Origin of the sequence: Rathayibacter tanaceti (assembly GCF_009834165.1) — a bacterium.
GTDB classification, from domain to species: Bacteria; Actinomycetota; Actinomycetes; order Actinomycetales; family Microbacteriaceae; genus Rathayibacter; species Rathayibacter tanaceti.
Genome location: NZ_CP047186.1, coordinates 1,313,916 through 1,333,559, shown reverse-complemented (window position 1 = coordinate 1,333,559; position 19,644 = coordinate 1,313,916). Strand labels below are relative to the sequence as shown.

Here is a 19,644-nt window from a genome sequence, read left to right as displayed (position 1 = left end):
GGCTTACGCGTCCGGGGCGGCGACGAGGTCGGCGCGGGACGCATAGAAGGTGAGGCGGAACTTGCCGACCTGCACCTCTGAGCCGTCGGTGAGGATCGCGGACTCGATCCGGACACCGTCGAAGTAGGTGCCGTTGAGCGAGCCGAGGTCGTGGACCTCGAACGACGTGCCGCGGCGGACGAACTCGGCGTGACGGCGAGAGACTGTGACGTCGTCGAGGAAGATGCCCGCCTCGGGGTGCCGGCCGACCGTCGTCGAATCGGTATCGAGGAGGAAGCGGGCTCCCGTGTTGGGGCCACGGCGCACGACGAGCAGCGCGGAGCCGGACGGCAGGGCGCCGACCGCCTCAGCCTCCTCCCGCGATGCGCGGTTGTCGAGCGCGGCAAGCTGGGCACCGATGTCGTCGGTGAACGTCAGCGTCGTCTCCGTCGACGGCTCGCCGGGAACGGACTTGTGCTGGGCGGGTGATGCTCCACCGACGGGCTCGACCAAGACGTACCTCCTACCGGTCAAGCGTATCCGAATCGTGACCCTCGTCGGACCCCTGATCGCCGGTGCGCGTCCCCCGGAGGAGGCCGCGGGTCTGCGCGGCGTAGACGATCCCCGCCCACCAGTAGAGGAACGCACCCCAGAGCACGAAGGCCCAGGCGAGGGGAAGGGAGGCGGGTGCGAGCGCCGGGAACGCCTGGCCGAGCATGATCAGCGGGAGCGCGTAGAACAGGCAGAAGGTGGCGAATTTGCCCAGGTGGTGCACCGGAAGCGGACCGTAGCCGTTGTTCGCCAGGATCACCGCGAGGACCACGAGCATCAGATCGCGCGCGAGCAGGACGGCGACCAGCCACCACGGCACGAGCCCTCGAGCCGCGAGGCCCAGGACGGTCGCGAAGATGTAGAGGCGGTCGGCAGCGGGATCGAGGATCCGGCCCAGGCGCGTCATCTGGTCGAAGCGGCGCGCGATCCAGCCGTCGAGGTAGTCGGTCAGGCTCGAGACGACGAGCGTGAGCAGGGCGAGCGCGTCCTCGCCGAGGACCACCAGTACCAGGAACACCGGCACGAGGGCGAGGCGCACCATGCTGAGGACGTTCGGGACCGTCCAGATGCGGTCCTCCCCGGTGCGCGCCATGCGCCCAGCCTAGGCGCGGCTCCGCGAGACCCCGCTGATCCGCCCGCGCCCGACTGCCGACCGGACGACGGATCAGCGCTTGTCGCGCCAGACCCGCTCGAACGGCAGGCGCCACGCGTGAGGGGCGATCAGCTGGTGGATCGCATTGGGACCCCAGGATCCGGGCGCGTAGAGCCGCACGGGCGGCGGATCCTGCAGGAGCGGCGCCGACACCTCCCAGAGGCGCTCGATGCCCTCGGCCGTGGTGAACAGCGTGTGGTCGCCGCGCATCGCGTCGAGGATGAGCCGTTCGTACGCCTCGAGCGCGTCGCCCGCCCGATCGGTCTCCTGCAGCGCGAACTGCATGCTGAGCTTGTCCAGTCGCATGCCCGGGCCCGGCCGCTTGCCGTAGAACGACAGCGAGACCTTGGAGGCGTCGGCGAGGTCGAAGGTGAGATGGTCCGGCCCGTGCGCGCCGACTCCCGAACCCTGCGGGAACATGCTCTTCGGAGGCTCGCGGAACGCGATCGAGATGATGCGCTGCCCCTCCGCCATGCGCTTGCCGGTGCGGAGGTAGAAGGGCACGCCTGCCCAGCGCCAGTTGTCGATCTCGCACTTGAGGGCGACGAAGGTGTCGGTCTCGGAGTCGGGGGCGACTCCGGGCTCGTCGCGGTAGCCGATGTACTGCCCGCGCACCACGTTCTCGGGGTTGAGCGGTCGCATCGAGCGGAAGACCTTGTTCTTCTCCTCGCTGATGGCCTGTGGCTCCAGGGCGGTCGGCGGCTCCATCGCCATGAAGGCGAGCACCTGGAAGAGATGGGTGACGACCATGTCCTTGTAAGCGCCGGTCGACTCGTAGAACTCGGCGCGGCGATCGAGGGTGAGCTTCTCGGGGATGTCGATCTGGACGTGATCGATGAAGTTGCGGTTCCAGATCGGCTCGAAGAGGCCGTTCGCGAAGCGGAACGCGAGGATGTTCTGCGCCGGCTCCTTGCCCAGGAAGTGGTCGATCCGGAAGATCTGCTCCTCGCTGAACGTCTGGTGCAGCTCGGCATTGAGCACGACGGCGCTCTCGAGGTCGACGCCGAACGGCTTCTCCATGATGATGCGGGAGCGTTCGACGAGACCGGCCTCGGCGAGCATCCGCACCACCGAGAGCGCCGCCCTGGGCGGGACGCTCAGATAGTGCAGGCGGCTGACGTCCGGGCCGAGGGCCGCCTCGGCATCGGTGACCGCCTCGGCCAGGGCGGCCGGGCCCGCGGACTGCGGGACGTACCGCAGCTTCGAGGCGAACTCGTCCCACTGCGCGGACGTGAGCGAGCGGCTGCCGAACTCGTCATAGGCCAGCTTGGCGAAAGCGCGGAACGATTCGTCGTCGTGCTCCTCCAGCGAGGTGCCGACGATCTGCAGATCGGGGGCGAGGGAGGAGAGCGCGAGGTGCGCCATCCCCGGGATCAGCTTGCGCCGGGCCAGATCGCCGACCGCTCCGAAGAGCACGACGACGTGCGGTGCCGCCTGCTCGGTCTGGACAGCGGGGACGGGGGGTGCGGTTGTCACGGTCACCCCACGATCATTCCAGTTCGGATCGTGACGGCGGCGTCATGTGCTCGATACACACCGCCGCTAAGGTCTCTCCCGTGCCTCCGTTCACCGACGCGTCCGCCGCGACCGCAGCACCCGCCTCCTCCGCCCCCACCTCGGCCGACGGGACCACCGCCCCACCGCTCGACGAGCGGATCCGGGCCGACGTCCACCTGCTGGGCGAGCTCCTCGGCCAGGTCCTCCGCGAATCCGGCGACCTCTCGCTCTACGACGACGTCGAGAGGCTGCGGGCGCTGACGATCAGCGCCTACGACAGCGGCGAGGCCGACGAGATGGCCGAGGCGGAGCAGTTCGTCGCGTCCCTGACGCTCGAGCGCGCCGAGGAGGTGGCCCGAGCCTTCACCTGCTACTTCCACCTGGTGAACGTGGCCGAGGAGTTCCACCGGGTGCGCGTGCTGCGGCGGCGCGAGGCCGATGCGGGCGCACAGTCGCCGGAGGACTCGATCCTCGCCTCGATGCGCCGCCTCACCGGCGAGCTCGGCGAGGACGAGGCCTTCGACCGCCTCTCGCGCCTCGAGTTCCGCCCGGTCCTCACCGCGCACCCCACCGAGGCGCGCCGCCGAGCGGTCGCCTCGACCATCCGCCGCATCAGCGATCTGCTCGAGCAGCGCGACGACCCGCGCATGGGCGGGGTCGTGCTGGTCGAGATCCGCCGCCGCCTGCTCGCCGAAGTGGACACCCTCTGGCGCACGGCGCCCCTGCGCGAGTCGAAGCCGACTCCGCTCGACGAGGTGCGCACGGCGATGAGCGTCTTCGACGAATCGCTCTTCTCGGTCCTCCCCCGCGTCTACCGCCGGCTCGACGACGCGCTGCTGGGCGAGGGATCGGGCACCCGGACTCCGGTCGCACCGGCCTTCGTCCGCCTCGGCACCTGGATCGGCGGCGACCGCGACGGCAACCCGTTCGTGACCGCCGAGACGACCCTGGAGGCCGTCGACATCGCCTCGGAGCACGTGCTCATCGGCCTGGAGCGGGTCGCCCGCCGGGTTGGCCGGGCATTGACGCTCGACGGCTCGACCACTCCTCCCTCGCCGGAGGTCGAGGCGCTCTGGGCCTCGTGCACCCGGCGCGCGCCCGAGCTCGCCGCCGTCATCGCCGAGCGCTCGCCGAACGAGACCCACCGCCGCGTGCTGCTGTTCGCGGCCGACCGTCTCGCCGCAACGCGGTCGGAGGGGCCGCTGGCCTACTCCTCCGCCGCGGAGCTGCTCGACGAGCTGCGCACGCTCCAGGAGTCGTTGGTCGCCGCCGGCGACGTCCGCGCTGCCTACGGCGATCTGCAGGACTTCGTCTGGCAGCTCGAGACGTTTGGTTTCCACCTCGCCGAGATCGAGGTGCGTCAGCACTCGAAGGTGCACCGCGAGACCATCGCGGCGGTGCGCGAGGGCGGCGAGCTCGACGAGCGGAGCCTCGAGGTGCTCGCGGTGTTCCGCGCGATCGCGAAGGTGCAGGAGCGCTTCGGCACCGCGGCCGCCCGCCGCTACATCGTCTCGTTCACGCAGTCGGCCGACGACCTGCGGACCGTGTTCGAGCTCGCCGAGGCGGCGACCGACGGAGCCCCGCCGGTCATCGACGCCGTCCCGCTGTTCGAGACCTTCGCCGATCTGGACGCGTCGACCGACATCCTCGCCGAGATGATCCGCCTCCCCCAGGTGCAGGCACGCCTCGCCGAGACCGGGAACCGCCTCGAGGTGATGCTGGGCTACTCCGACTCGTCGAAGGACGTCGGACCGGTCTCGGCGACACTCGCCCTCTACGACGCACAGGCGCGCATTGCGAAGTGGGCCGCGGACGAGGGCATCGTCCTGACGCTCTTCCACGGCCGCGGCGGTGCTCTCGGGCGCGGTGGCGGCCCGGCCAACCGCGCCGTGCTCGCGCAGCCGCCGGGGTCGGTCGACGGCCGGTTCAAGCTCACCGAGCAGGGAGAGGTCATCTTCGCCCGGTACGGCAACCCGGACATCGCGACCCGTCACATCGAACAGGTCGCCGGAGCGACGCTGCTCGCCTCCTCCCCCGCGGTCGGCGAGCGCAACGCGGGCGCCGCCGAGCGATTCGCAGAGGTCGCCGCGACGATGGACAGGGAGTCGCGCCGCCGCTTCTTCGAGCTGGTCAAGGCCGACGGCTTCGCGCCCTGGTTCGCCCGGGTCACGCCCCAGGAGGAGGTGGGCCTGCTCGCGCTCGGCTCGCGACCCGCGCGCCGCGGACTCTCGGTCGAGTCGCTCGAGGATCTGCGGGCGATCCCGTGGGTCTTCGCCTGGACGCAGGCCCGCGTCAACCTGACGGGCTGGTTCGGTCTCGGCAGTGCGCTCGAGGCCGTCGGCGATCTGGAGCTGCTCCGCGAGGCTTACGCGTCCTGGCCGCTGTTCACGACGATGGTCGACAACGTCGAGATGTCGCTCGCGAAGACCGACGAGGGCATCGCCCGTCGCTACCTCGCGCTCGACTCGCGTGAGGATCTGGCTGGGCTCGTGCTCGACGAGATGGAGCTCACCCGCCGCTGGGTCCTCTCGATCACCGGCGAGGAGAGCCTCCTCACCGGGCACCGCGTGCTGGGCCGTGCCGTGCGCCTGCGGACTCCCTACGTCAACGCGCTCTCGCTCCTCCAGCTGCGCGCTCTGCGGGCCCTGCGAACCGACCCGGGCGGCTCGGGGACCGAGCAGAATCAGCGGCTGCTGCTGCTCGCGGTCAACGGCGTCGCGGCTGGACTGCAGAACACGGGCTGAGCTGGGCCCGGAACGACGGAACCCCCGGCGGCCTCACGGCTGCCGGGGGTTCCGTCGTGTGTCGGTGGGTTCACGCCTGCGGAGCGGCGCCCGCCTCCTGAGCGGCCTTCGCCTCCTCGTACTGGCGGCGCACCTCGACCATGTCGAGGCCGCGGACCTGCTCGATCAGGTTGTCGAGGGCCGGAGCCGGCAGCGCGCCGGGCTGGGCCATCAGCGGGATGCCGTCGCGGTAGACGACGAGGGTCGGTATGGAGGAGATGCCGTAGCTCGCGGCGAGCTGCTGCTGGTCCTCCGTGTCGACCTTCGCGAAGGTAATGTCGGCGTTCTTCTCGCTCGTCGCCTCGAAGACGGGAGCGAACTGCTTGCAGGGGCCGCACCAGTCGGCCCAGAAGTCGATCAGGACGATGCCGTCGGCGATCGTCCGGTCGTGGGAGTCGAGGGTCATCGCAGTCGTAGCCATGCGGGATGCAACCGGGCTCCTCCGCGGCCTATTCCCGGGCGGCGTCGAGGACGTCGAGCAGCGAGCGCGGGCCGACGGCGACGGCGCCGAGGGCCTCGACGCGCGCGACGAGGCCGCGGTCGGCCGTGACGACGACCGACGACTCCCGGCCACCGACGAGGTGGACGATCGCGTCGTCGCCCGAGGCCTCGGCGGAGTGGACAGCCAGGCGTCCGGCCGGCGCGGCGGCCACCGCGGTGGCGGTGTCGGCGGCCCGCGCCGCTCCCTCCAGCACCACCGCGATGCACGGCCACACTCTGTCGGCGTCGATCCCCAGCAGCCGGCCGGGGAGCCCAACGACCGCCACGCGGGCGAGAGCGGCGAGGAGGCGCTCGGCGGCGCCGGCGCGATCCCGCCACCAGCCGTCGGGGCGCGAGCCCACCACGTTCGCAGCATCCACGACGAGAACCGGCACGGACGAGCCCAGCGCGCGCAGACCCGGCCACGCGGCGCCGAACCCCGGGTGCAGAGGGAGGGAGTTGACGTCCTCGGGTGCGACCCAGCGCAGCTCCGTGCTCTCGGCGTCGCTGATGCGGGGGGTGAAGTGCTCGCGGGCCTCGGCCAGCACCGTGGAGTAGCTCCACGGGCCGATCGTGACGACGCTGGAGAGGACGGGCAGGATCAGCTCCGCGGGCACGCCCGCCTCCTCCTCCGATTCGCGGAGGGCTGCCTCGAACGCCGACTCCTCGGGATGACGTGCACCGCCGGGCAGGCCCCACGTGTCGCCGAAGTGGCTCCAGCTCACGCGGTGCTGGAGGAGGACGCGGCCGGACGGGTCGCGCAGCAGGAGGCCTGCGGCCCCGAAGCGGCCCCAGAAGCGGCGCCCGTCGCCGACCTCGACCCAGCCGTCGCCGAGGGAGGCGTTGAACGGAGGGCGCGGGGGCACGGCGCCCTCGCCGGTGTCCTCGCTGGTCATGCCCTCCAGCCTCCCACACCGGGCGCGCCGCACCCGACGCCCGCAGGCTGGCAGAATCGGACGATGCGCCGCTCGAGACTGCTCCCCCTTGCGACGCTCGTGTGGCTCGCGGTGATCGCCCTGATCACCCTGACTCCCGCGCCGTACCCACCGGGCGAGCCGAACAGCGTGATCCGCGGGATCATCGCGTTCCTCGGCTCCACCCCGCTGACGGGCTGGTTCGACTTCGACGTCGCCGAGTTCACCGCGAACGTCCTGCTGTTCGTGCCGCTCGGGGCGCTCCTCGCCGCGCAGCTGCCTCCGCGCCGCCGTCTGCTCGGAGCGGTGATCGGCCTGGGCGTCTCGGCGGTGGTCGAGACCTCGCAGCTGCTCTGGCTGCCGACCCGCGTCTCGGATGTGCAGGACCTGGTCTCCAACGGCAGCGGCTCTCTCCTGGGCGCCCTGCTGACGATCGTGCTCCTGCGCCGCACCCCGCGACGCAGCCCCCGGAAGGACCGAACCGACCATGCCCGCTGAGACCCTCGTCGTCCTCGACAGACCCTCCCTCGACGCGGAGGGCCGTCATCCCGGGAGCCCGCGGCACCGGGTCGAACCGAGCGGGCGGACCGGCCTCAAGGTGACCGACCTCGGCTTCACCCGTGGAGACGGGATCTTCGAGACGATCAACCTCGTCGACGGTCGGCTCCAGGCGCTCGACGCGCACCTCGACCGCTTCGAGCGTTCGGCGCGGATGCTTGATCTCCCGCGCCCGGATCGCCCTGCCTGGCTCGACGCGATCCACGCCGCCGCCGCAGCGCATCCGCGGGTCGCGGAGGCGATGCTGAAGACGATCCTCACCCGCGGAGTGGAGGGCGACGGACGCCCGACCGGCGTGGTGTTCGTGCAGACGAGCCCCGATTTCGGGCCGGCTCGGCGCGAGGGTGTGCGGGTGGTGCTCCTCGACCGAGGGCTTCGATCGGACGTGCAGCAGACCTCGCCCTGGCTGCTCGTGGGGGCGAAGACGCTCTCCTATGCGGTCAACCGCGCGGCCTCGCGGGAGGCGGCCCGGCGCGGCGCGGACGACGCTGTCTTCGTCTCGACCGACGGGTATTTGCTCGAGGGACCGAGCGCGAACCTGGTCCTGCTCGTCGGCGACGAGCTGGTGACTCCTCCGCCGAGTCTCGGTCTCCTGCCGGGCACGACGCAGGGCGACCTGTTCGAGCTCGCTCCGGTCCTTGGGCTCCGTTCGGCGGTGCGCCCCGTGCGCGCGCCGGACCTCGAGGCGGCGGCTGCGGCGTGGCTGGTGTCGAGCGCGCGCAACGCCGCTCCCATCCGCGCGGTCGACGGCACAGACCGCCGCATCGACGTGGAGCTGTCGGCCCGCATCAACGCGGCGCTCCTCGCGCGCTGAGCGAGGCATCCGGCCCGCGAGACGCCGCGCGAGGAGCGCACGCGGCAGCTCGTCAGCGTCATCCCGAGGGCGGACGGTGTCAGTCGGCGGGCCCTCGCGTGATCAGGCCGCCGCGGACGTGCTCGACGGTCGGATCGATCTGCACGGGGCCGCGCTGGTCGGCGGCCTCGTCGTTGATGACCGCGGAGACGAGGCCCCGCCAGTCGGTGCCTTCGGCGACCGCGTCCTCGGAGCCGGCACGACGCGTCACGAAGACCGCCTCCGCCTCCTCGCCCGCGTGGGAGATGATCGCCAGCACGCCGACCGTGCGGCCGTCCGGATGCTCGATCCGCCACTCCTCATGGCCCGACGGGACGAGTGCGAACTCGAGGCCGGCGTGCGGGAACCCGGTGGGACGCGGCTCGGACGGCGAGCCGCTGTGCGGCGGTGCTCCGCGCGTCGGGACGCCGGTGCCCACTCCGCTCGTGGTGCTCATCCCGACGTCGGAGCGGGTGCCGCCCGCTCCGGAGTTCTCGTTCGCGGCCGCCATCCGGCTGTCGCCGCTGCGGATCGCGTCGTCCCCGCGGGGATCGTTCGTCCCGGAGTAGATGCTGTTGTCTCGGGTCATGGGAACCTCCTGGTCGGCGGCCGTTGAGGGGCCGCAGGTGAGTGGCGAGCGGGCGCCGTTTCGTAGACTGTCGGGATGCAGATCCCGGTGACCGGTACCGTGCGGGTGGACGCCTGGCTGTGGGCTGTCCGCGTGTACAAGACGCGCTCGGCGGCGACCGCGGCGGCGCGGGCCGGCCACGTGCGCGTGAACGGTGAGCGCGCGAAGGCGGCGCAGACGGTGCGGGTCGGCGACGAGGTGCGCGCGAGGATCGGCGGGTTCGACCGCGACCTCGTCGTGCGCGGACTCGTGGTCAAGCGGGTGGGTGCGCCGGTCGCCGCCGAGTGCGTCGAGGACAGGACGCCGCCGCCCCCGACGCGCGAGTCGGCTCCGGCCGTGATCGCCCGCGACCGCGGCGCCGGGCGCCCAACGAAGCGCGATCGTCGCGACATCGAGCGGCTCCGCGGATTCTGACCGGGCCCGGTCACGGCGCGAGCGCGCGCAGGCGCTCGAGCAGCCCCTCCGCCGCCTCGTCGAGGAAGCGCTGCTGAAGCTCGTCGCCGACCTGGACCAGCGCGATGTCGGTGAAGCCCGCCTCGAGGTAGGGCACGACGCTCTGCGCGAGCTCGTCGAGATCGGGGCCGCAGGCGATCTGCTCGGCGACGTCCTCCGGACGGACGAACTGGCTCGCCCCCGCGAAGCCCGCCGGCGTGGGCAGATCGGAGTTGACGGCCCAGCCGCCGGCGAACCAGCGGAACTGCTCGTGCGCGAGGGTCACTCCCCGCTCCCGGTCAGGAGCCCAGCAGATCGGGATCTGCCCGATCGTGCGCGAGGGGGCAGCGTCGGCGCCGCGGACCGCAGTCCATTGCGCGATGAGCTCGGGATCGGGATCGGTGGTGATCAGGTGGTCGCCGATCGGGGCGAAGCGCTCGATCGACTTCTGGCCGGAGACGGCCAGGCCGATCTCGACCGGTGTGTCCGGCAGGTCCCAGATCCGCGCGGAATCGACTCGGAAGTACTCGCCCTCCCAGGTCACCAGCTCGCCGGTGTGCAGCTCGCGGATCAGGTGCACGGCCTCCTCGAGCATGTCCTGCCGGACGGCGACCGAGGGCCAGCCCTCACCGACGACGTGCTCGTTGAGGTTCTCGCCCGAGCCGAGGCCGAGGGTGAAGCGGTCGTCCGAGAGGATCGCGAGCGTCGCGGCCTTCTGGGCGACGACCGCCGGGTGGTAGCGGATGGTCGGCGCCGTGACGTAGGTGGTCAGGTCGATGGTCGATGTCGCCTGGGCGACCGCGCCCAGCAGCGTCCAGGCGTAGGAGGCGTGCCCCTGCTCGGTCAGCCAGGGCGAGAAGTGGTCGCTCGAGACCGCGAAATCGAAGCCGAGCCTCTCGGCGTCGACCGCGTAGCCGACCAGCTGCTTGGGCCCGCTCTGCTCGGTCATCAGGGTGTAGCCGAATCTCGCCATCGTCCGTCCTCGTTCCGCTCGTCGTCGTGGGATGCCCGGGTGGGGCACCTCCCCATCGTGATCCGCGGGCGGCGGGCGCGCTAACCCCTTGCCCCGGTCGCGGTCGGCGGCTAGCAGAGCGGATCAGACGAAGCGGATGCGGTTCTGCACGCGGGTGCGCACCTCGAACGACTCGCCGTATCCGCCGAGACGCGGGTCGTCGGTGCCGGAGCGGAGCAGCTGCGGCAGCAGCGAGCGGCGGATGACGACCGCGCCCTGGTGCCGGCCGCGCTCCACCTGCTCGAACGGCTGCTCCAGCGCCTCGTCCGGGACGACGACCACGCTCGCTGAGAATCGCACGCCGAGCTCGCGGCCGAGCCGGCGCGCGGCCTTCGCGAGCACGGCGATCGGCTTCTCGTCCTCGGCGATGCCCGCGCCCACGATCTCGCCCTTGCGGACGCGGACGGGATCGCCCCAGTCGGCCGAGGTGAGCGCGAGCAGCCCGGCCGGGCCGAGAACGAGATGGTCGATCTTGAGGCCGCCGTCGCCCACGGCCACGTCGTTCCAGATCGTGTAGGCGATGCCGAGGGCGCCGACGAGCGCGGCTGTCGCCTCCTCGGCCTGCGCCTTCGCGAGCCACGAGCGCACCTCCCGCGGGGCGGAGCGGACGATCGCCGGGTCGAACGGATCATCGGTCGCGACTCCACGGCCCAGCCACTCGCGGACGAGACGCAGGTAGTGCTCGCGAGCGGCGCCGCCGGGGTGGCCGTAGGAGCGGGCGCGCACGGCGGAGGCGGTCGGCGGGCGGGGCGAGCCCGTGTACGGCGACTGCGGCGAGGCGGTACCGGGAGCGGGAGCGCCCCGGTCGTAGTCGCTGCGAGCGGAGGCACTGCCGATCCTCTCCCAGGCGAGCTGCACCTCGTGGAAGGAGGCGGCGTCGCCTCCGGTGTCGGGGTGCGTCTCGCGCAGGAGCCGACGGTAGGCCCGGCGCAGCTCGTCGTCGGACGCCGTGGCGGCGACGCCCAGCACCTCGTAGGGGGTGCGGGCGGCGTGGCTGTCGGGCATGGGCTTCCGGGAGGGTCGGGGCGGAGGGACCTCCGAGTGTATCGACGACGGCCGAGCGCTCGATGGGAGCGGGCACGGTGCAGGCTCGGAATCCGGGGCGCCTGGACCCGGCGCTCAGGCGCGCGCGAGCAGCTCGCGCACGCGCGGGATCACCTGCGTGCCGTAGAGCTCGATCGCGCGCATGATCGCCGAGTGCGGCAGCGTGCCCGCGCTGTACTTCAGGTCGAAGCGGTCGATGCCCAGCGCAGAGACGGTGCCCGCGATCTTGCGGGCGACCGTCTCGGGCGATCCGAGGTGGATCGCCCCGTCGGGGCCCGACTCCTCGTCGAAGCGCTCGCGCGTCATCGGCGACCAGCCGCGCTCGCGGCCGATGGCGTCCATCATCGCCCTGTGGTGCGGGTAGTAGAGCTCGCGCGCCTCCTCGTCGGTCTCGGCGACGAAGCCCGGCGAGTGCACGGCGACGGGGAGGCGGGGCTGCTCCAGCTGGTCGAGCGCGCGTCCGAAGAGATCGACGTAGGGACGGAAGCGGGCGGGCGAGCCGCCGATGATCGCGAGCACCAGCGGGAAGCCGTGGCGCGCAGCGCGGACGACGGATTCGGGGCTGCCGCCGACGCCGACCCACGTGCGCAGGTGCCCGTTCTCGACCGTCGGGAAGACGCGCTGCTCGGTCAGCGCGGGGCGGGTGGTGCCCTGCCACGTGACAGGGCCGCCCTGGATCAGAGCGTGGAAGAGCTCGAGTTTCTCCTCGAAGAGGACCTCGTACTGCGTGAGGTCGTAGCCGAAAAGGGGGAAGGACTCGGTGAAGGAGCCGCGGCCGAGGATGACCTCGGCGCGACCGCCGGAGAGCCCGTCGAGGGTGGCGAAACGCTGGTAGACCCGCACCGGGTCGTCGGAGGAGAGGACGGTCACTGCGGAACCGAGGTGGATCCGCTCGGTGCGGGCGGCGATGGCGGCGAGCACGACGTCGGGTGCGCTGACGGCGAAGTCGGCTCGGTGGTGCTCGCCGATCCCGAAGAAGTCGATGCCGACGGAGTCCGCCAGCACGCCCTCCTCGACGACGTCGCGGAGCACCTGGCCGTGCGGCAGGAGGCTGCCGTCGGGGCTGGCCGTGACGTCTCCGAACGTGTCGACGCCGAACTTCACTTCATGCATACTCATAGATCTCTGCAACCTCCGGCGACGGACGGCTATTCCTCCGGGACCTCGGCGACGAGTCCGGCGGCGATCGCCGGCTCCCGGTACGCGCGCCCGAGGGACGCGACGCTGTCGTGGGCGTTCAGGCCGCTCGGGTTCGGCAGGACCCAGAGCGGAACACCGGCGATGTCCTCCTCCTGACGGCCCTGCTTCGCGTCGCGCCGGCCGAAGGCGGCCCGGTAGGCGGTGATGCCGACCATCGCGACGGCGGCGGGACGGACGCGCTCGACGGTGGCCACGAGGCGCCCGGCTCCGGCTCGCAGCTCCCCGGTCGTCAGTTCGTCGGCCCGAGCCGTGGCTCGGGAGGCGAGGTTCGTGATGCCGATCCCTCGCGAGACGAGGGCCTGGCGGTCGGTCGCGCTCATCCCCTCCGAGACCCGCAGCGGATGTTCGAGGATGCCCGCGGCGACGAGCGCCGGGTAGAAGCGGTTGCCGGGGTGCGCGAAGTGGGCGCCGGTCGCGGCCGTCCAGAGGCCGGGATTGATGCCCACGAAGAGGAGGCGGACCTCGTCACCGAGCAGATCCTCGACCGTGCGGTCCCGGAAGGAGGCGAGCTCGGCGCGGGTGAAGGGCATGCCCTCATCCTGCCGTGCGGCGCCGGCGCAAGTCCTCTCGGCCGGCTCGCGCGAGTGCCAGCATGAGGGCATGACGAACGCATCCCAGGACCACCCGATCCAGCACGGCAGCGACGACGCGCAGCTCGACGAGAAGCTGCGCGGAGTCCTGCTGCAGGTCGCCGGCGACGCCGAGCTGCGGCCGGAGGAGGACGTCGAGGCCCTGCTGCGCCAGCGCCTGCGCGACACGAAGATCTCGATCGCCGAGGAGGCGATCCCCGGACTCGCCGCGCGCATTCCCAGCCTGACGCGGCGCGGCGGCGGAGACCTGACCCCCGGGGCGCACTGACTCCGCCCAGCCGCTACTCCGGGACCGCCGGACCCTTGCGGTGGTGATCGAACACCAGGCTGGTCCGCGTGGAGGCGACCGCCGGGTGCGCCGAGAGGTTCGAGACCACGAAGTCGCGCACGTCGTTCGAGTCGCGGACGGCGACGTGGATCATGAAGTCCTCGGATCCGCCCAGGAAGAACAGCTGCACCACTTCGGGGAGGGCGCGGATCTCCTCCGCGAACCGGGTGATCGCCTGCCGCTGCCCGACGCGGATGTTCACGCTGATGAGCGCCTGCAGCGTCAGTCCGAGAGCGGCCGGGTCGAGTTCGGCGGTGAAGCCGGTGATGACGCCGCGCTCGACCAGAGCGCGAACGCGGGTGACGCAGGTCGACGGAGCGATCCCCGCCCGCTCGGCGAGGCGGCTGTTGGGGGTGCGCGCATCGGCCCGGAGCAGGCGCACCAGCGTGCGGTCGACCGGATCGAGGTCGTCGAGGTCGTGCAGATCCTTCGGTCGCATGCGCCCGCTCTCCTCCTGAGCCGCGGCTTCTGCGGAAGGATCGCGGCCTGCTGATCGATCATGCGGAAAACCCCCGCACAGGAGACGATCTTTGCACGATAGGAGCAGTGCCGGCGCAGGATCGGCGTCCACCGCCCGCCCTCGGGCCGCAGCGAAGGAGCCGCCGTGCGCGTCGGGATCCCCACCGAGATCAAGAACAACGAGAACCGTGTCGCCGCCACACCGGCCGGTGTGCACGAGCTGGTCCGCCGGGGGCACGAGGTGCTCGTCGAGGCGGGGGCGGGCCACGGCTCGCGGGTCCGCGACGAGGACTTCGCGGCGGCCGGCGCGCGCATCGCGACCGAGCCGGACGAGGTCTGGGGCGAGGCCGATCTGGTGCTCAAGGTGAAGGAGCCGATCGAGGCCGAGTACCCGCGGATGCGGCGCGGCCAGGTGCTCTTCACCTACCTGCACCTCGCCGCCTCGCGCCCCTGCACCGACGCTCTGCTGCGCGCGGGGACGACCGCCATCGCCTACGAGACGGTCCAGCTCGCCGACCGCCGGCTCCCGCTGCTGTCGCCGATGAGCGAGGTCGCGGGCCGGCTCTCGATCACGGTCGGCGCCTACCACATGATGAGCGCCACCGGAGGTCGCGGAACCCTCCTGGGCGGCGTGCCCGGTACCCCCAAGGCGAAAGTCGTCGTGATCGGAGGCGGCGTCGCCGGCGAGCATGCGGCGGCCAACGCGCTCGGGCTCGGCGCCGATGTGACGATCGTCGACCTTTCCCTCCCCCGCCTCGGCGAGCTCGAGAACCGGTTCCAGGGGGCGATCCAGACCCGCGCCTCCTCGGCCTACGAGATCGCGGCGCAGCTCGCCGACGCCGACCTCGTCATCGGCTCGGTCCTGATCCCCGGCGCGAAGGCGCCCAAGCTCGTCACCGACGAGATGGTCGCGTCGATGAAGGCGGGCTCGGTGCTCGTCGACATCGCCATCGACCAGGGCGGCTGCTTCGAGGGCTCGCGCCCGACGACGCACGACGACCCCGTCTTCGCCGTGCACGACAGCGTCTACTACTGCGTCGCCAACATGCCGGGAGCCGTGCCCGAGACCTCGACCCGCGCGCTCACCAACGCGACGCTCCCGTACGCGATCGCTCTGGCCGATCGCGGCTGGGAGGCGGCACTCGCCGCCGATCCCGCGCTGGCCCGCGGACTCAGCACACACGACGGGCAGGTGACCAGCGCCTCCGTCGCGGCCGCCTTCGACCTGCCTGCGACGCCGGTGGAGTCGCTCCTGCACTAGCTGCAGTGCCCCGCACCAGCTGCAGTTCGGCGCCGGCTGCAGGTCCGCGGAGCGGTGGCCCGGCCGGGGTGAGCCTCGCGATTCCCGGCAGAGCGCCCTCGCCAGGAAAGGCCTGCTAGACGCCCTGCGGTGAGGCGCCGGCCGGGGCGAGGCCGAGCCGGTCGAGGATCTCGGTGATCTCCTCGTCGGGCGCGCGCCCCACGTCGACCAGGACGTGGAACTCGTCGTCGTCGAGCGGCTCGAGCGCGTCGAACTGCGAGTCGAGAAGCGTCGTCGGCATGAAGTGCCCGACGCGGGAGGCGAGGTGCTCGCCGATGCGGTCGCGGGAGCCAGCGAGGTGGGCGAAGACTAGGTCGTCGCGGCGCAGGACGTCGCGGTAGCGGCGGCGCAGAGCCGAACAGGTCACGACGACCGGGCGCCCGGCCGTGACGCGCTCATCGACCACCCGGGCGATCTCGGCGAGCCACGGCGCGCGGTCCTCGTCGGTGAGCGGGACCCCGGCGTGCATCGTGTCGACGTTCGCCTGCGGATGCAGGTCGTCCCCCTCGAGGAACTCCCAGCCGAGCCGCTCAGCCAGGAGCGACGCGACTGTCGACTTGCCACTGCCGGAGACGCCCATGACGACGACGACGCGGACGGGGACGGTGGGCAGAGCGGTCATCAGATACCTCCTACGAAGAGACCGATCACGAGGACACCGGCGAGGCCGGTCACCGAGACCAGGCACTCCATCACGGTCCAGGTCTTGAGGGTCTGGCCGATGCTGAGTCCGAGGTACTCCTTCACCAGCCAGAAGCCGGCGTCGTTGACGTGCGAGAGGAACACGGAACCGGCGCCGATCGCGAGCACCATCAGCGCGACCATCGGACCGTCCATCGACTCGGTCAGCGGCTGGAGGATCCCGGCCGCCGTCACCGTCGCGACCGTCGCCGAGCCCGTCGCGATGCGGATCACGACCGCGACCAGCCACGCCAGCAGAAGCGCCGAGGCCCCGCTGCCCTCGGCCAGCTGGGCGACCACATCGCCGATGCCCGTGTCGACGAGGACCTGCTTGAAGCCTCCGCCCGCGCCGACGATGAGCAGGATGCCTGCGATCGGCGGGAGCGAGCTCGAGAGCGAGGCCTGCAGCTCGGCACGGTCCATCCGGCCGCCGCGGCCGAGGAGCACGAGGCCTGCGAGCAGCGCGATGCCGAGCGCGATGGTCGGGGTGCCGAGGAAGTCGAGGGCACCCTTCCACGCGTCGGTGGATCCGGGGGCGGCGATGTCGGCGACGGCCTTGCCGAGCATCAGCACCACCGGGAGCAGGATGCTGACGACCGCGACGACGAACCCGGGGCGGTGCTCGCGGGTCTCCCCCGCTCCCTCTCCGAAGAGCGGAGGCGTCTCGACCGGCGCCCAGCGCGCGGCCAGCCGGCCGAAGAGCGGGCCGGCGACGACCACCGTCGGGATGGCGACCAGGACTCCGAAGGCGAGGGTCACCCCGAGGTTCGCGCCGAGCGCGTCGATCGCGACCAGCGGCCCCGGGTGCGGCGGAACGAGGCCGTGCATCACCGAGAGGCCGGCGAGCGTCGGGATCGCGACCTTCATCAATGGCAGGCCGCTCCGTCTCGCCACGAGGATCACGACGGGGATCAGGAGCACCAGGCCGACCTCGAAGAACATCGGCAGGCCGATCAGCGCGCCGACGAAGCCCATCACCCAGGGCAGCGCGCGGACGCTGGAGCGGGCGACGAGGGTGTCGACGATGCGGTCGGCGCCTCCGGAGTCGGCGAGGAGCTTGCCGTACATCGCCCCGAGGCCGATCAGGATGCCGACACCGCCCATCGTGTTGCCGAAGCCCAGGGCGAAGCTCGCGACCGCGTCGGAGGCGGCCATGCCGCCGACGAGGCCGGTCGTGAGAGCGCCGATCAGGAGCGAGACGAACGGATGCAGTTTGAGCCAGGTGATCAGCACGACGATCACGGCGATGCCGAGGATCGCGGCGAGGATCAGCTGTCCCTGCGGAGCGGTGGCCGCTGCCTCCTCGCCTGCGGCGGCGCGGAGAGCGGTGAGGGTCGATGTCATGAGCGTCCTTGATCGGTGCGGCGGTCAGCGGACAGCAGTGCTGCTTTTGTCCGACATAACCTGCGTGCCCCGATCATGCCCGAAGATCGTCGGCGGCGCGACCCCCGCCGATGGCAGGATGACCGCATGCCCGCGCCGCCGCCCTCGCTGCACCTCTCGGTCCTGGACGAGCTCGGCTCCCAGATCGTCCGCGGCGAGCTGGCGCCCGGGAGCACGTTCAGCGCCGACGAGCGGGCCGAGCGCCGCGGAGTCTCGCGCTCCGTGATGCGCGAGGCCGTGCGCGTCCTCGAGACGCTGGGCCTGGTCACCTCGCGGCGGCGCGCAGGGACGCGGGTGCAGCCTCCGGAGCACTGGAACGCGCTCGACACCCGCGTGGTCGCCTGGGGGCTGGACGGACCGGACCGCCGCCGGCAGCTCCACCAGCTGAGCGAGCTGAGGCTGGGAATCGAGCCGCTCGCAGCCCGCCTCGCCGCGACGCACGCGACTCCCGAGCAACGACGGACGCTCACGCACGCGGGAGAGACGCTCGCGCAGCAGTCGCGCGCCGCCGACCAGGCCGCGTACCTCGCCGCCGACACGGCGTTCCACCGTGCTCTGCTGGACGCCTCCGGCAACCGCATGCTCGCCCAGCTCGGCGACCTCGTCGCCGAGGTGCTCGCGGGGCGGACCCGGAACGCGCTGATGCCCCGGGAGGCCGACTCGACAGCGGTGCGCCTGCACCGGGCGGTCGCCGCGGCGATCGCGGCCGGCGACGGTGAGGAGGCCGAGGCGGCCATGCGGGCGATCGTCGAGGAGGCGGACCGCGCGGTCCAGGAGACCTGACGCCCCTTGCACCCGACGCGCGCCGAGCGCACAGTGGACCCATGGTCGAGGGATACACGTCCGCGCAGGTGCGGGCAGCGGAGGCACCGCACCTCGCCCGCCGCGAGCCGCTGATGCAGCGGGCGGCCGGCGGTCTCGCCCGCGAGCTGCGGCTGATCCTCGCCGGACGGCGCGACCACTCGGCGCCCGGCACGGTGCTCGTCCTCGTGGGCCCCGGCGACAACGGCGGCGACGCACTCTACGCAGCGGCGGAGCTGGCCGCCTCCGGGATCGACGTGACCCTCGTTCTCGCCGCAGAGCGCGCGCACCGCGGCGGCCTCGCCGTCGCCCTGGACGAGGGCTGCGCACGAGTGCCCGACGGCGACACCAGTGCTCTCGCCGCCGCGATCGCGCGCTCGGACGTGATCGTCGACGGGATCCTCGGCATCGGAGCGACGGAGCCAGCGCTGCGCGGGCGGCCCAGAGAGGTGGTCGCCGCCGTCCTCGACGCCCTGGGCCGGAGGGCGGAGCGCCCGGCGATCGTGGCGGTCGACCTGCCGAGCGGCATCCATCCGGACGACGGTTCGGTGCCCGACAGCACCGTCCTCCGGGCCGACGTGACGGTGACCTTCGGGGCGATCAAGGCCGGTCTGCTGCTGCCGCCCGGCGACTCGTACGCGGGCCGGGTGCGCCTGATCGACATCGGGCTCGGCCCGGACCTGGCCGGGGTGGAGCCGGCGGTCCGCCGCTGAGACGCCGACGGGCTCGCCGGCGCTGAGCCGTGACGCTCAGGCCGATGCCAGCAGGTGCGCCTTCTCGGGATGCTGGTCGAACCACTGGCCGACGTACCAGCACATCGGCACGATCGCCCGTCCACCGCGCGCCTCCACGTCGTCCACAGCGAAGGCGACGAGCTCGCCGGCGAACCCGCGGCCGCGGAACGGCGGAGTGGTGAAGGAGCGCACGAGTGAGACGCTCGCCTCGTTCTCGCGGTAGTCGAGCACTCCCACGAGGGCGCCGTCGAGATGGAGCTCGTAGCGCGACGCGTCGTCCGCCCGGAGGAAGTCCTTGGCCATGCCTCCCAGACTAGGACGGCTCAGGGGCTCACGACCCGTCGCCGAGCATTTCGCCGTCGAGGTAGAGCCAGCGCCCGGTCTCGCGCACGAAACGGCTCCGCTCGTGGACCAGACCGGCCCCGGCGGGCGAGTGGTAGGAGGCGCGGAACTCGACGAGCCCCTCCTCATCGCCCTCACCTCCGCCCACCGTGTCGACGATCTGGAGGCGGCGCCAGCGCACGTCGTCGTCGAGGTCGATGCGAGAGGGCCGGGTCGAGGGGTGCCAGCTGGCCAGCAGGTAGGGCGCGCTGCCGAGCACGTTGGCGCTGAAGCGGCTGCGCATCAGGCGCTCCGCGGTCGGGGAGGGCTCCTCGCCGAGGTGGGCGGGACGGCAGCAGTCGGCGTAGTGCCGACGGCTTCCGCACGGGCAGGAGTCGGCGGGGTGCATCCGCTCAGTGTGGCAGGCGGAGCGGGAGCGGCCGGCGGAGCGGGGCGGCGCCCGGGTGTGCATCCCCTCCACATC

23 protein-coding genes are annotated in these 19,644 nt (G+C 72.3%); 8 read left to right on the top strand and 15 right to left on the bottom strand.

The window, feature by feature from the left end; all coding sequences use genetic code 11:
- Positions 1 to 3: 3 nt before the first annotated feature.
- The 3 genes from GSU10_RS06275 to zwf form a co-directional block, all read right to left on the bottom strand.
- Positions 4 to 492, bottom strand: coding sequence for an FHA domain-containing protein (locus GSU10_RS06275; RefSeq protein WP_068212128.1), 489 nt, complete (start codon positions 490 to 492; stop codon positions 4 to 6).
- 10 nt (positions 493 to 502) lie between these two features.
- Positions 503 to 1,123 (bottom strand): CDP-alcohol phosphatidyltransferase family protein, encoded by a 621-nt coding sequence (locus GSU10_RS06270; protein ID WP_132505163.1) that lies wholly within the window; start codon positions 1,121 to 1,123, stop codon positions 503 to 505.
- 72 nt (positions 1,124 to 1,195) lie between these two features.
- On the bottom strand, positions 1,196 to 2,659 hold the full coding sequence (gene zwf, locus GSU10_RS06265; protein WP_068212139.1) for a glucose-6-phosphate dehydrogenase: 1,464 nt from the start codon (positions 2,657 to 2,659) through the stop codon (positions 1,196 to 1,198).
- Positions 2,660 to 2,703: 44 nt separating this feature from the next.
- Here zwf and GSU10_RS06260 point away from each other — a divergent pair, with 44 nt between their 5' ends.
- The gene (locus tag GSU10_RS06260) at positions 2,704 to 5,424 is read left to right on the top strand and encodes a phosphoenolpyruvate carboxylase (RefSeq protein ID WP_082845215.1); all 2,721 of its coding nucleotides are present in this window, start codon (positions 2,704 to 2,706) and stop codon (positions 5,422 to 5,424) included.
- A 70-nt stretch (positions 5,425 to 5,494) separates the two neighbouring features.
- Here GSU10_RS06260 and trxA read toward each other — a convergent pair whose 3' ends face one another.
- The gene (trxA, locus tag GSU10_RS06255) at positions 5,495 to 5,884 is read right to left on the bottom strand and encodes a thioredoxin (protein ID WP_068212130.1); all 390 of its coding nucleotides are present in this window, start codon (positions 5,882 to 5,884) and stop codon (positions 5,495 to 5,497) included.
- 28 nt (positions 5,885 to 5,912) lie between these two features.
- A complete protein-coding gene (locus GSU10_RS06250; protein ID WP_068212131.1) occupies positions 5,913 to 6,839 on the bottom strand; it encodes an NUDIX domain-containing protein in 927 nt (308 codons plus the stop codon).
- A gap of 63 nt (positions 6,840 to 6,902) precedes the next feature.
- Between GSU10_RS06250 and GSU10_RS06245 the strand changes: the two genes are divergently transcribed.
- Together GSU10_RS06245 and GSU10_RS06240 are read left to right on the top strand one after the other, a co-directional pair.
- The gene (locus GSU10_RS06245) at positions 6,903 to 7,355 is read left to right on the top strand and encodes a VanZ family protein (RefSeq protein ID WP_068212133.1); all 453 of its coding nucleotides are present in this window, start codon (positions 6,903 to 6,905) and stop codon (positions 7,353 to 7,355) included.
- Positions 7,345 to 8,229, top strand: a complete 885-nt coding sequence (locus GSU10_RS06240; RefSeq protein ID WP_068212135.1) for an aminotransferase class IV — start codon at positions 7,345 to 7,347, stop codon at positions 8,227 to 8,229. Before GSU10_RS06245 ends, GSU10_RS06240 begins: the two co-directional genes overlap by 11 nt.
- A gap of 79 nt (positions 8,230 to 8,308) precedes the next feature.
- Here GSU10_RS06240 and GSU10_RS06235 read toward each other — a convergent pair whose 3' ends face one another.
- Positions 8,309 to 8,836 carry a hypothetical protein gene (locus GSU10_RS06235; protein WP_068212137.1) on the bottom strand — a complete coding sequence of 176 codons (528 nt, stop codon included), beginning with the start codon at positions 8,834 to 8,836 and terminating at the stop codon, positions 8,309 to 8,311.
- Positions 8,837 to 8,911: 75 nt separating this feature from the next.
- Between GSU10_RS06235 and GSU10_RS06230 the strand changes: the two genes are divergently transcribed.
- Positions 8,912 to 9,289 (top strand): RNA-binding S4 domain-containing protein, encoded by a 378-nt coding sequence (locus tag GSU10_RS06230; RefSeq protein ID WP_132505165.1) that lies wholly within the window; start codon positions 8,912 to 8,914, stop codon positions 9,287 to 9,289.
- A gap of 10 nt (positions 9,290 to 9,299) precedes the next feature.
- Here GSU10_RS06230 and GSU10_RS06225 read toward each other — a convergent pair whose 3' ends face one another.
- The 4 genes from GSU10_RS06225 to GSU10_RS06210 form a co-directional block, all read right to left on the bottom strand.
- Positions 9,300 to 10,280 carry a TIGR03557 family F420-dependent LLM class oxidoreductase gene (locus GSU10_RS06225; protein ID WP_068212171.1) on the bottom strand — a complete coding sequence of 327 codons (981 nt, stop codon included), beginning with the start codon at positions 10,278 to 10,280 and terminating at the stop codon, positions 9,300 to 9,302.
- A gap of 123 nt (positions 10,281 to 10,403) precedes the next feature.
- Entirely contained in the window at positions 10,404 to 11,324 is a 921-nt protein-coding gene (locus tag GSU10_RS06220) for a J domain-containing protein (protein ID WP_068212169.1), read from the bottom strand.
- A 114-nt stretch (positions 11,325 to 11,438) separates the two neighbouring features.
- Positions 11,439 to 12,476 (bottom strand): LLM class flavin-dependent oxidoreductase, encoded by a 1,038-nt coding sequence (locus tag GSU10_RS06215; protein ID WP_132505266.1) that lies wholly within the window; start codon positions 12,474 to 12,476, stop codon positions 11,439 to 11,441.
- Positions 12,477 to 12,511: 35 nt separating this feature from the next.
- Complete coding sequence (locus GSU10_RS06210; RefSeq protein WP_068212167.1) at positions 12,512 to 13,093, bottom strand: mismatch-specific DNA-glycosylase; 582 nt, start codon at positions 13,091 to 13,093, stop codon at positions 12,512 to 12,514.
- Positions 13,094 to 13,163: 70 nt separating this feature from the next.
- Between GSU10_RS06210 and GSU10_RS06205 the strand changes: the two genes are divergently transcribed.
- A complete protein-coding gene (locus GSU10_RS06205) occupies positions 13,164 to 13,421 on the top strand; it encodes a hypothetical protein (protein WP_132505168.1) in 258 nt (85 codons plus the stop codon).
- A 13-nt stretch (positions 13,422 to 13,434) separates the two neighbouring features.
- Here GSU10_RS06205 and GSU10_RS06200 read toward each other — a convergent pair whose 3' ends face one another.
- Positions 13,435 to 13,920, bottom strand: coding sequence for an Lrp/AsnC family transcriptional regulator (locus tag GSU10_RS06200; protein WP_068212163.1), 486 nt, complete (start codon positions 13,918 to 13,920; stop codon positions 13,435 to 13,437).
- 165 nt (positions 13,921 to 14,085) lie between these two features.
- Between GSU10_RS06200 and ald the strand changes: the two genes are divergently transcribed.
- Positions 14,086 to 15,201 carry an alanine dehydrogenase gene (gene ald / locus GSU10_RS06195; RefSeq protein WP_068212160.1) on the top strand — a complete coding sequence of 372 codons (1,116 nt, stop codon included), beginning with the start codon at positions 14,086 to 14,088 and terminating at the stop codon, positions 15,199 to 15,201.
- Between the two features lie 115 nt (positions 15,202 to 15,316).
- Here the strand turns inward: ald and GSU10_RS06190 are convergent, their stop codons facing one another.
- Both GSU10_RS06190 and GSU10_RS06185 read right to left on the bottom strand, forming a co-directional pair.
- On the bottom strand, positions 15,317 to 15,862 hold the full coding sequence (locus GSU10_RS06190) for a gluconokinase (RefSeq protein ID WP_068212158.1): 546 nt from the start codon (positions 15,860 to 15,862) through the stop codon (positions 15,317 to 15,319).
- The gene (locus tag GSU10_RS06185) at positions 15,862 to 17,265 is read right to left on the bottom strand and encodes a GntP family permease (RefSeq protein WP_068212157.1); all 1,404 of its coding nucleotides are present in this window, start codon (positions 17,263 to 17,265) and stop codon (positions 15,862 to 15,864) included. Before GSU10_RS06185 ends, GSU10_RS06190 begins: the two co-directional genes overlap by 1 nt.
- A gap of 126 nt (positions 17,266 to 17,391) precedes the next feature.
- Here GSU10_RS06185 and GSU10_RS06180 point away from each other — a divergent pair, with 126 nt between their 5' ends.
- Complete coding sequence (locus GSU10_RS06180; protein WP_068212155.1) at positions 17,392 to 18,087, top strand: FadR/GntR family transcriptional regulator; 696 nt, start codon at positions 17,392 to 17,394, stop codon at positions 18,085 to 18,087.
- 41 nt (positions 18,088 to 18,128) lie between these two features.
- Entirely contained in the window at positions 18,129 to 18,818 is a 690-nt protein-coding gene (locus tag GSU10_RS06175) for an NAD(P)H-hydrate epimerase (RefSeq protein ID WP_068212153.1), read from the top strand.
- A 36-nt stretch (positions 18,819 to 18,854) separates the two neighbouring features.
- Here the strand turns inward: GSU10_RS06175 and GSU10_RS06170 are convergent, their stop codons facing one another.
- Both GSU10_RS06170 and GSU10_RS06165 read right to left on the bottom strand, forming a co-directional pair.
- On the bottom strand, positions 18,855 to 19,142 hold the full coding sequence (locus GSU10_RS06170) for a GNAT family N-acetyltransferase (protein ID WP_068212151.1): 288 nt from the start codon (positions 19,140 to 19,142) through the stop codon (positions 18,855 to 18,857).
- A gap of 28 nt (positions 19,143 to 19,170) precedes the next feature.
- Positions 19,171 to 19,569, bottom strand: a complete 399-nt coding sequence (locus GSU10_RS06165) for a YchJ family protein (protein ID WP_068212172.1) — start codon at positions 19,567 to 19,569, stop codon at positions 19,171 to 19,173.
- Between the last annotated feature and the right edge of the window lie 75 nt (positions 19,570 to 19,644).

Bases quoted from the DNA above. Each gene is read 5' to 3' on its own strand.
- GSU10_RS06270 (WP_132505163.1), bottom strand. From the start codon at position 1,123: ATGGCGCGCACCGGGGAGGACCGCATCTGGACGGTCCCGAACGTCCTC.
- GSU10_RS06260 (WP_082845215.1), top strand. From the start codon at position 2,704: ATGTGCTCGATACACACCGCCGCTAAGGTCTCTCCCGTGCCTCCGTTC.
- trxA (WP_068212130.1), bottom strand. From the start codon at position 5,884: ATGGCTACGACTGCGATGACCCTCGACTCCCACGACCGGACGATCGCC.
- GSU10_RS06250 (WP_068212131.1), bottom strand. From the start codon at position 6,839: ATGACCAGCGAGGACACCGGCGAGGGCGCCGTGCCCCCGCGCCCTCCG.
- GSU10_RS06245 (WP_068212133.1), top strand. From the start codon at position 6,903: ATGCGCCGCTCGAGACTGCTCCCCCTTGCGACGCTCGTGTGGCTCGCG.
- GSU10_RS06240 (WP_068212135.1), top strand. From the start codon at position 7,345: ATGCCCGCTGAGACCCTCGTCGTCCTCGACAGACCCTCCCTCGACGCG.
- GSU10_RS06235 (WP_068212137.1), bottom strand. From the start codon at position 8,836: ATGACCCGAGACAACAGCATCTACTCCGGGACGAACGATCCCCGCGGG.
- GSU10_RS06230 (WP_132505165.1), top strand. From the start codon at position 8,912: ATGCAGATCCCGGTGACCGGTACCGTGCGGGTGGACGCCTGGCTGTGG.
- GSU10_RS06225 (WP_068212171.1), bottom strand. From the start codon at position 10,280: ATGGCGAGATTCGGCTACACCCTGATGACCGAGCAGAGCGGGCCCAAG.
- GSU10_RS06220 (WP_068212169.1), bottom strand. From the start codon at position 11,324: ATGCCCGACAGCCACGCCGCCCGCACCCCCTACGAGGTGCTGGGCGTC.
- GSU10_RS06215 (WP_132505266.1), bottom strand. From the start codon at position 12,476: ATGCATGAAGTGAAGTTCGGCGTCGACACGTTCGGAGACGTCACGGCC.
- GSU10_RS06210 (WP_068212167.1), bottom strand. From the start codon at position 13,093: ATGCCCTTCACCCGCGCCGAGCTCGCCTCCTTCCGGGACCGCACGGTC.
- GSU10_RS06205 (WP_132505168.1), top strand. From the start codon at position 13,164: ATGACGAACGCATCCCAGGACCACCCGATCCAGCACGGCAGCGACGAC.
- GSU10_RS06200 (WP_068212163.1), bottom strand. From the start codon at position 13,920: ATGCGACCGAAGGATCTGCACGACCTCGACGACCTCGATCCGGTCGAC.
- GSU10_RS06190 (WP_068212158.1), bottom strand. From the start codon at position 15,862: ATGACCGCTCTGCCCACCGTCCCCGTCCGCGTCGTCGTCGTCATGGGC.
- GSU10_RS06185 (WP_068212157.1), bottom strand. From the start codon at position 17,265: ATGACATCGACCCTCACCGCTCTCCGCGCCGCCGCAGGCGAGGAGGCA.
- GSU10_RS06180 (WP_068212155.1), top strand. From the start codon at position 17,392: ATGCCCGCGCCGCCGCCCTCGCTGCACCTCTCGGTCCTGGACGAGCTC.
- GSU10_RS06175 (WP_068212153.1), top strand. From the start codon at position 18,129: ATGGTCGAGGGATACACGTCCGCGCAGGTGCGGGCAGCGGAGGCACCG.
- GSU10_RS06170 (WP_068212151.1), bottom strand. From the start codon at position 19,142: ATGGCCAAGGACTTCCTCCGGGCGGACGACGCGTCGCGCTACGAGCTC.
- GSU10_RS06165 (WP_068212172.1), bottom strand. From the start codon at position 19,569: ATGCACCCCGCCGACTCCTGCCCGTGCGGAAGCCGTCGGCACTACGCC.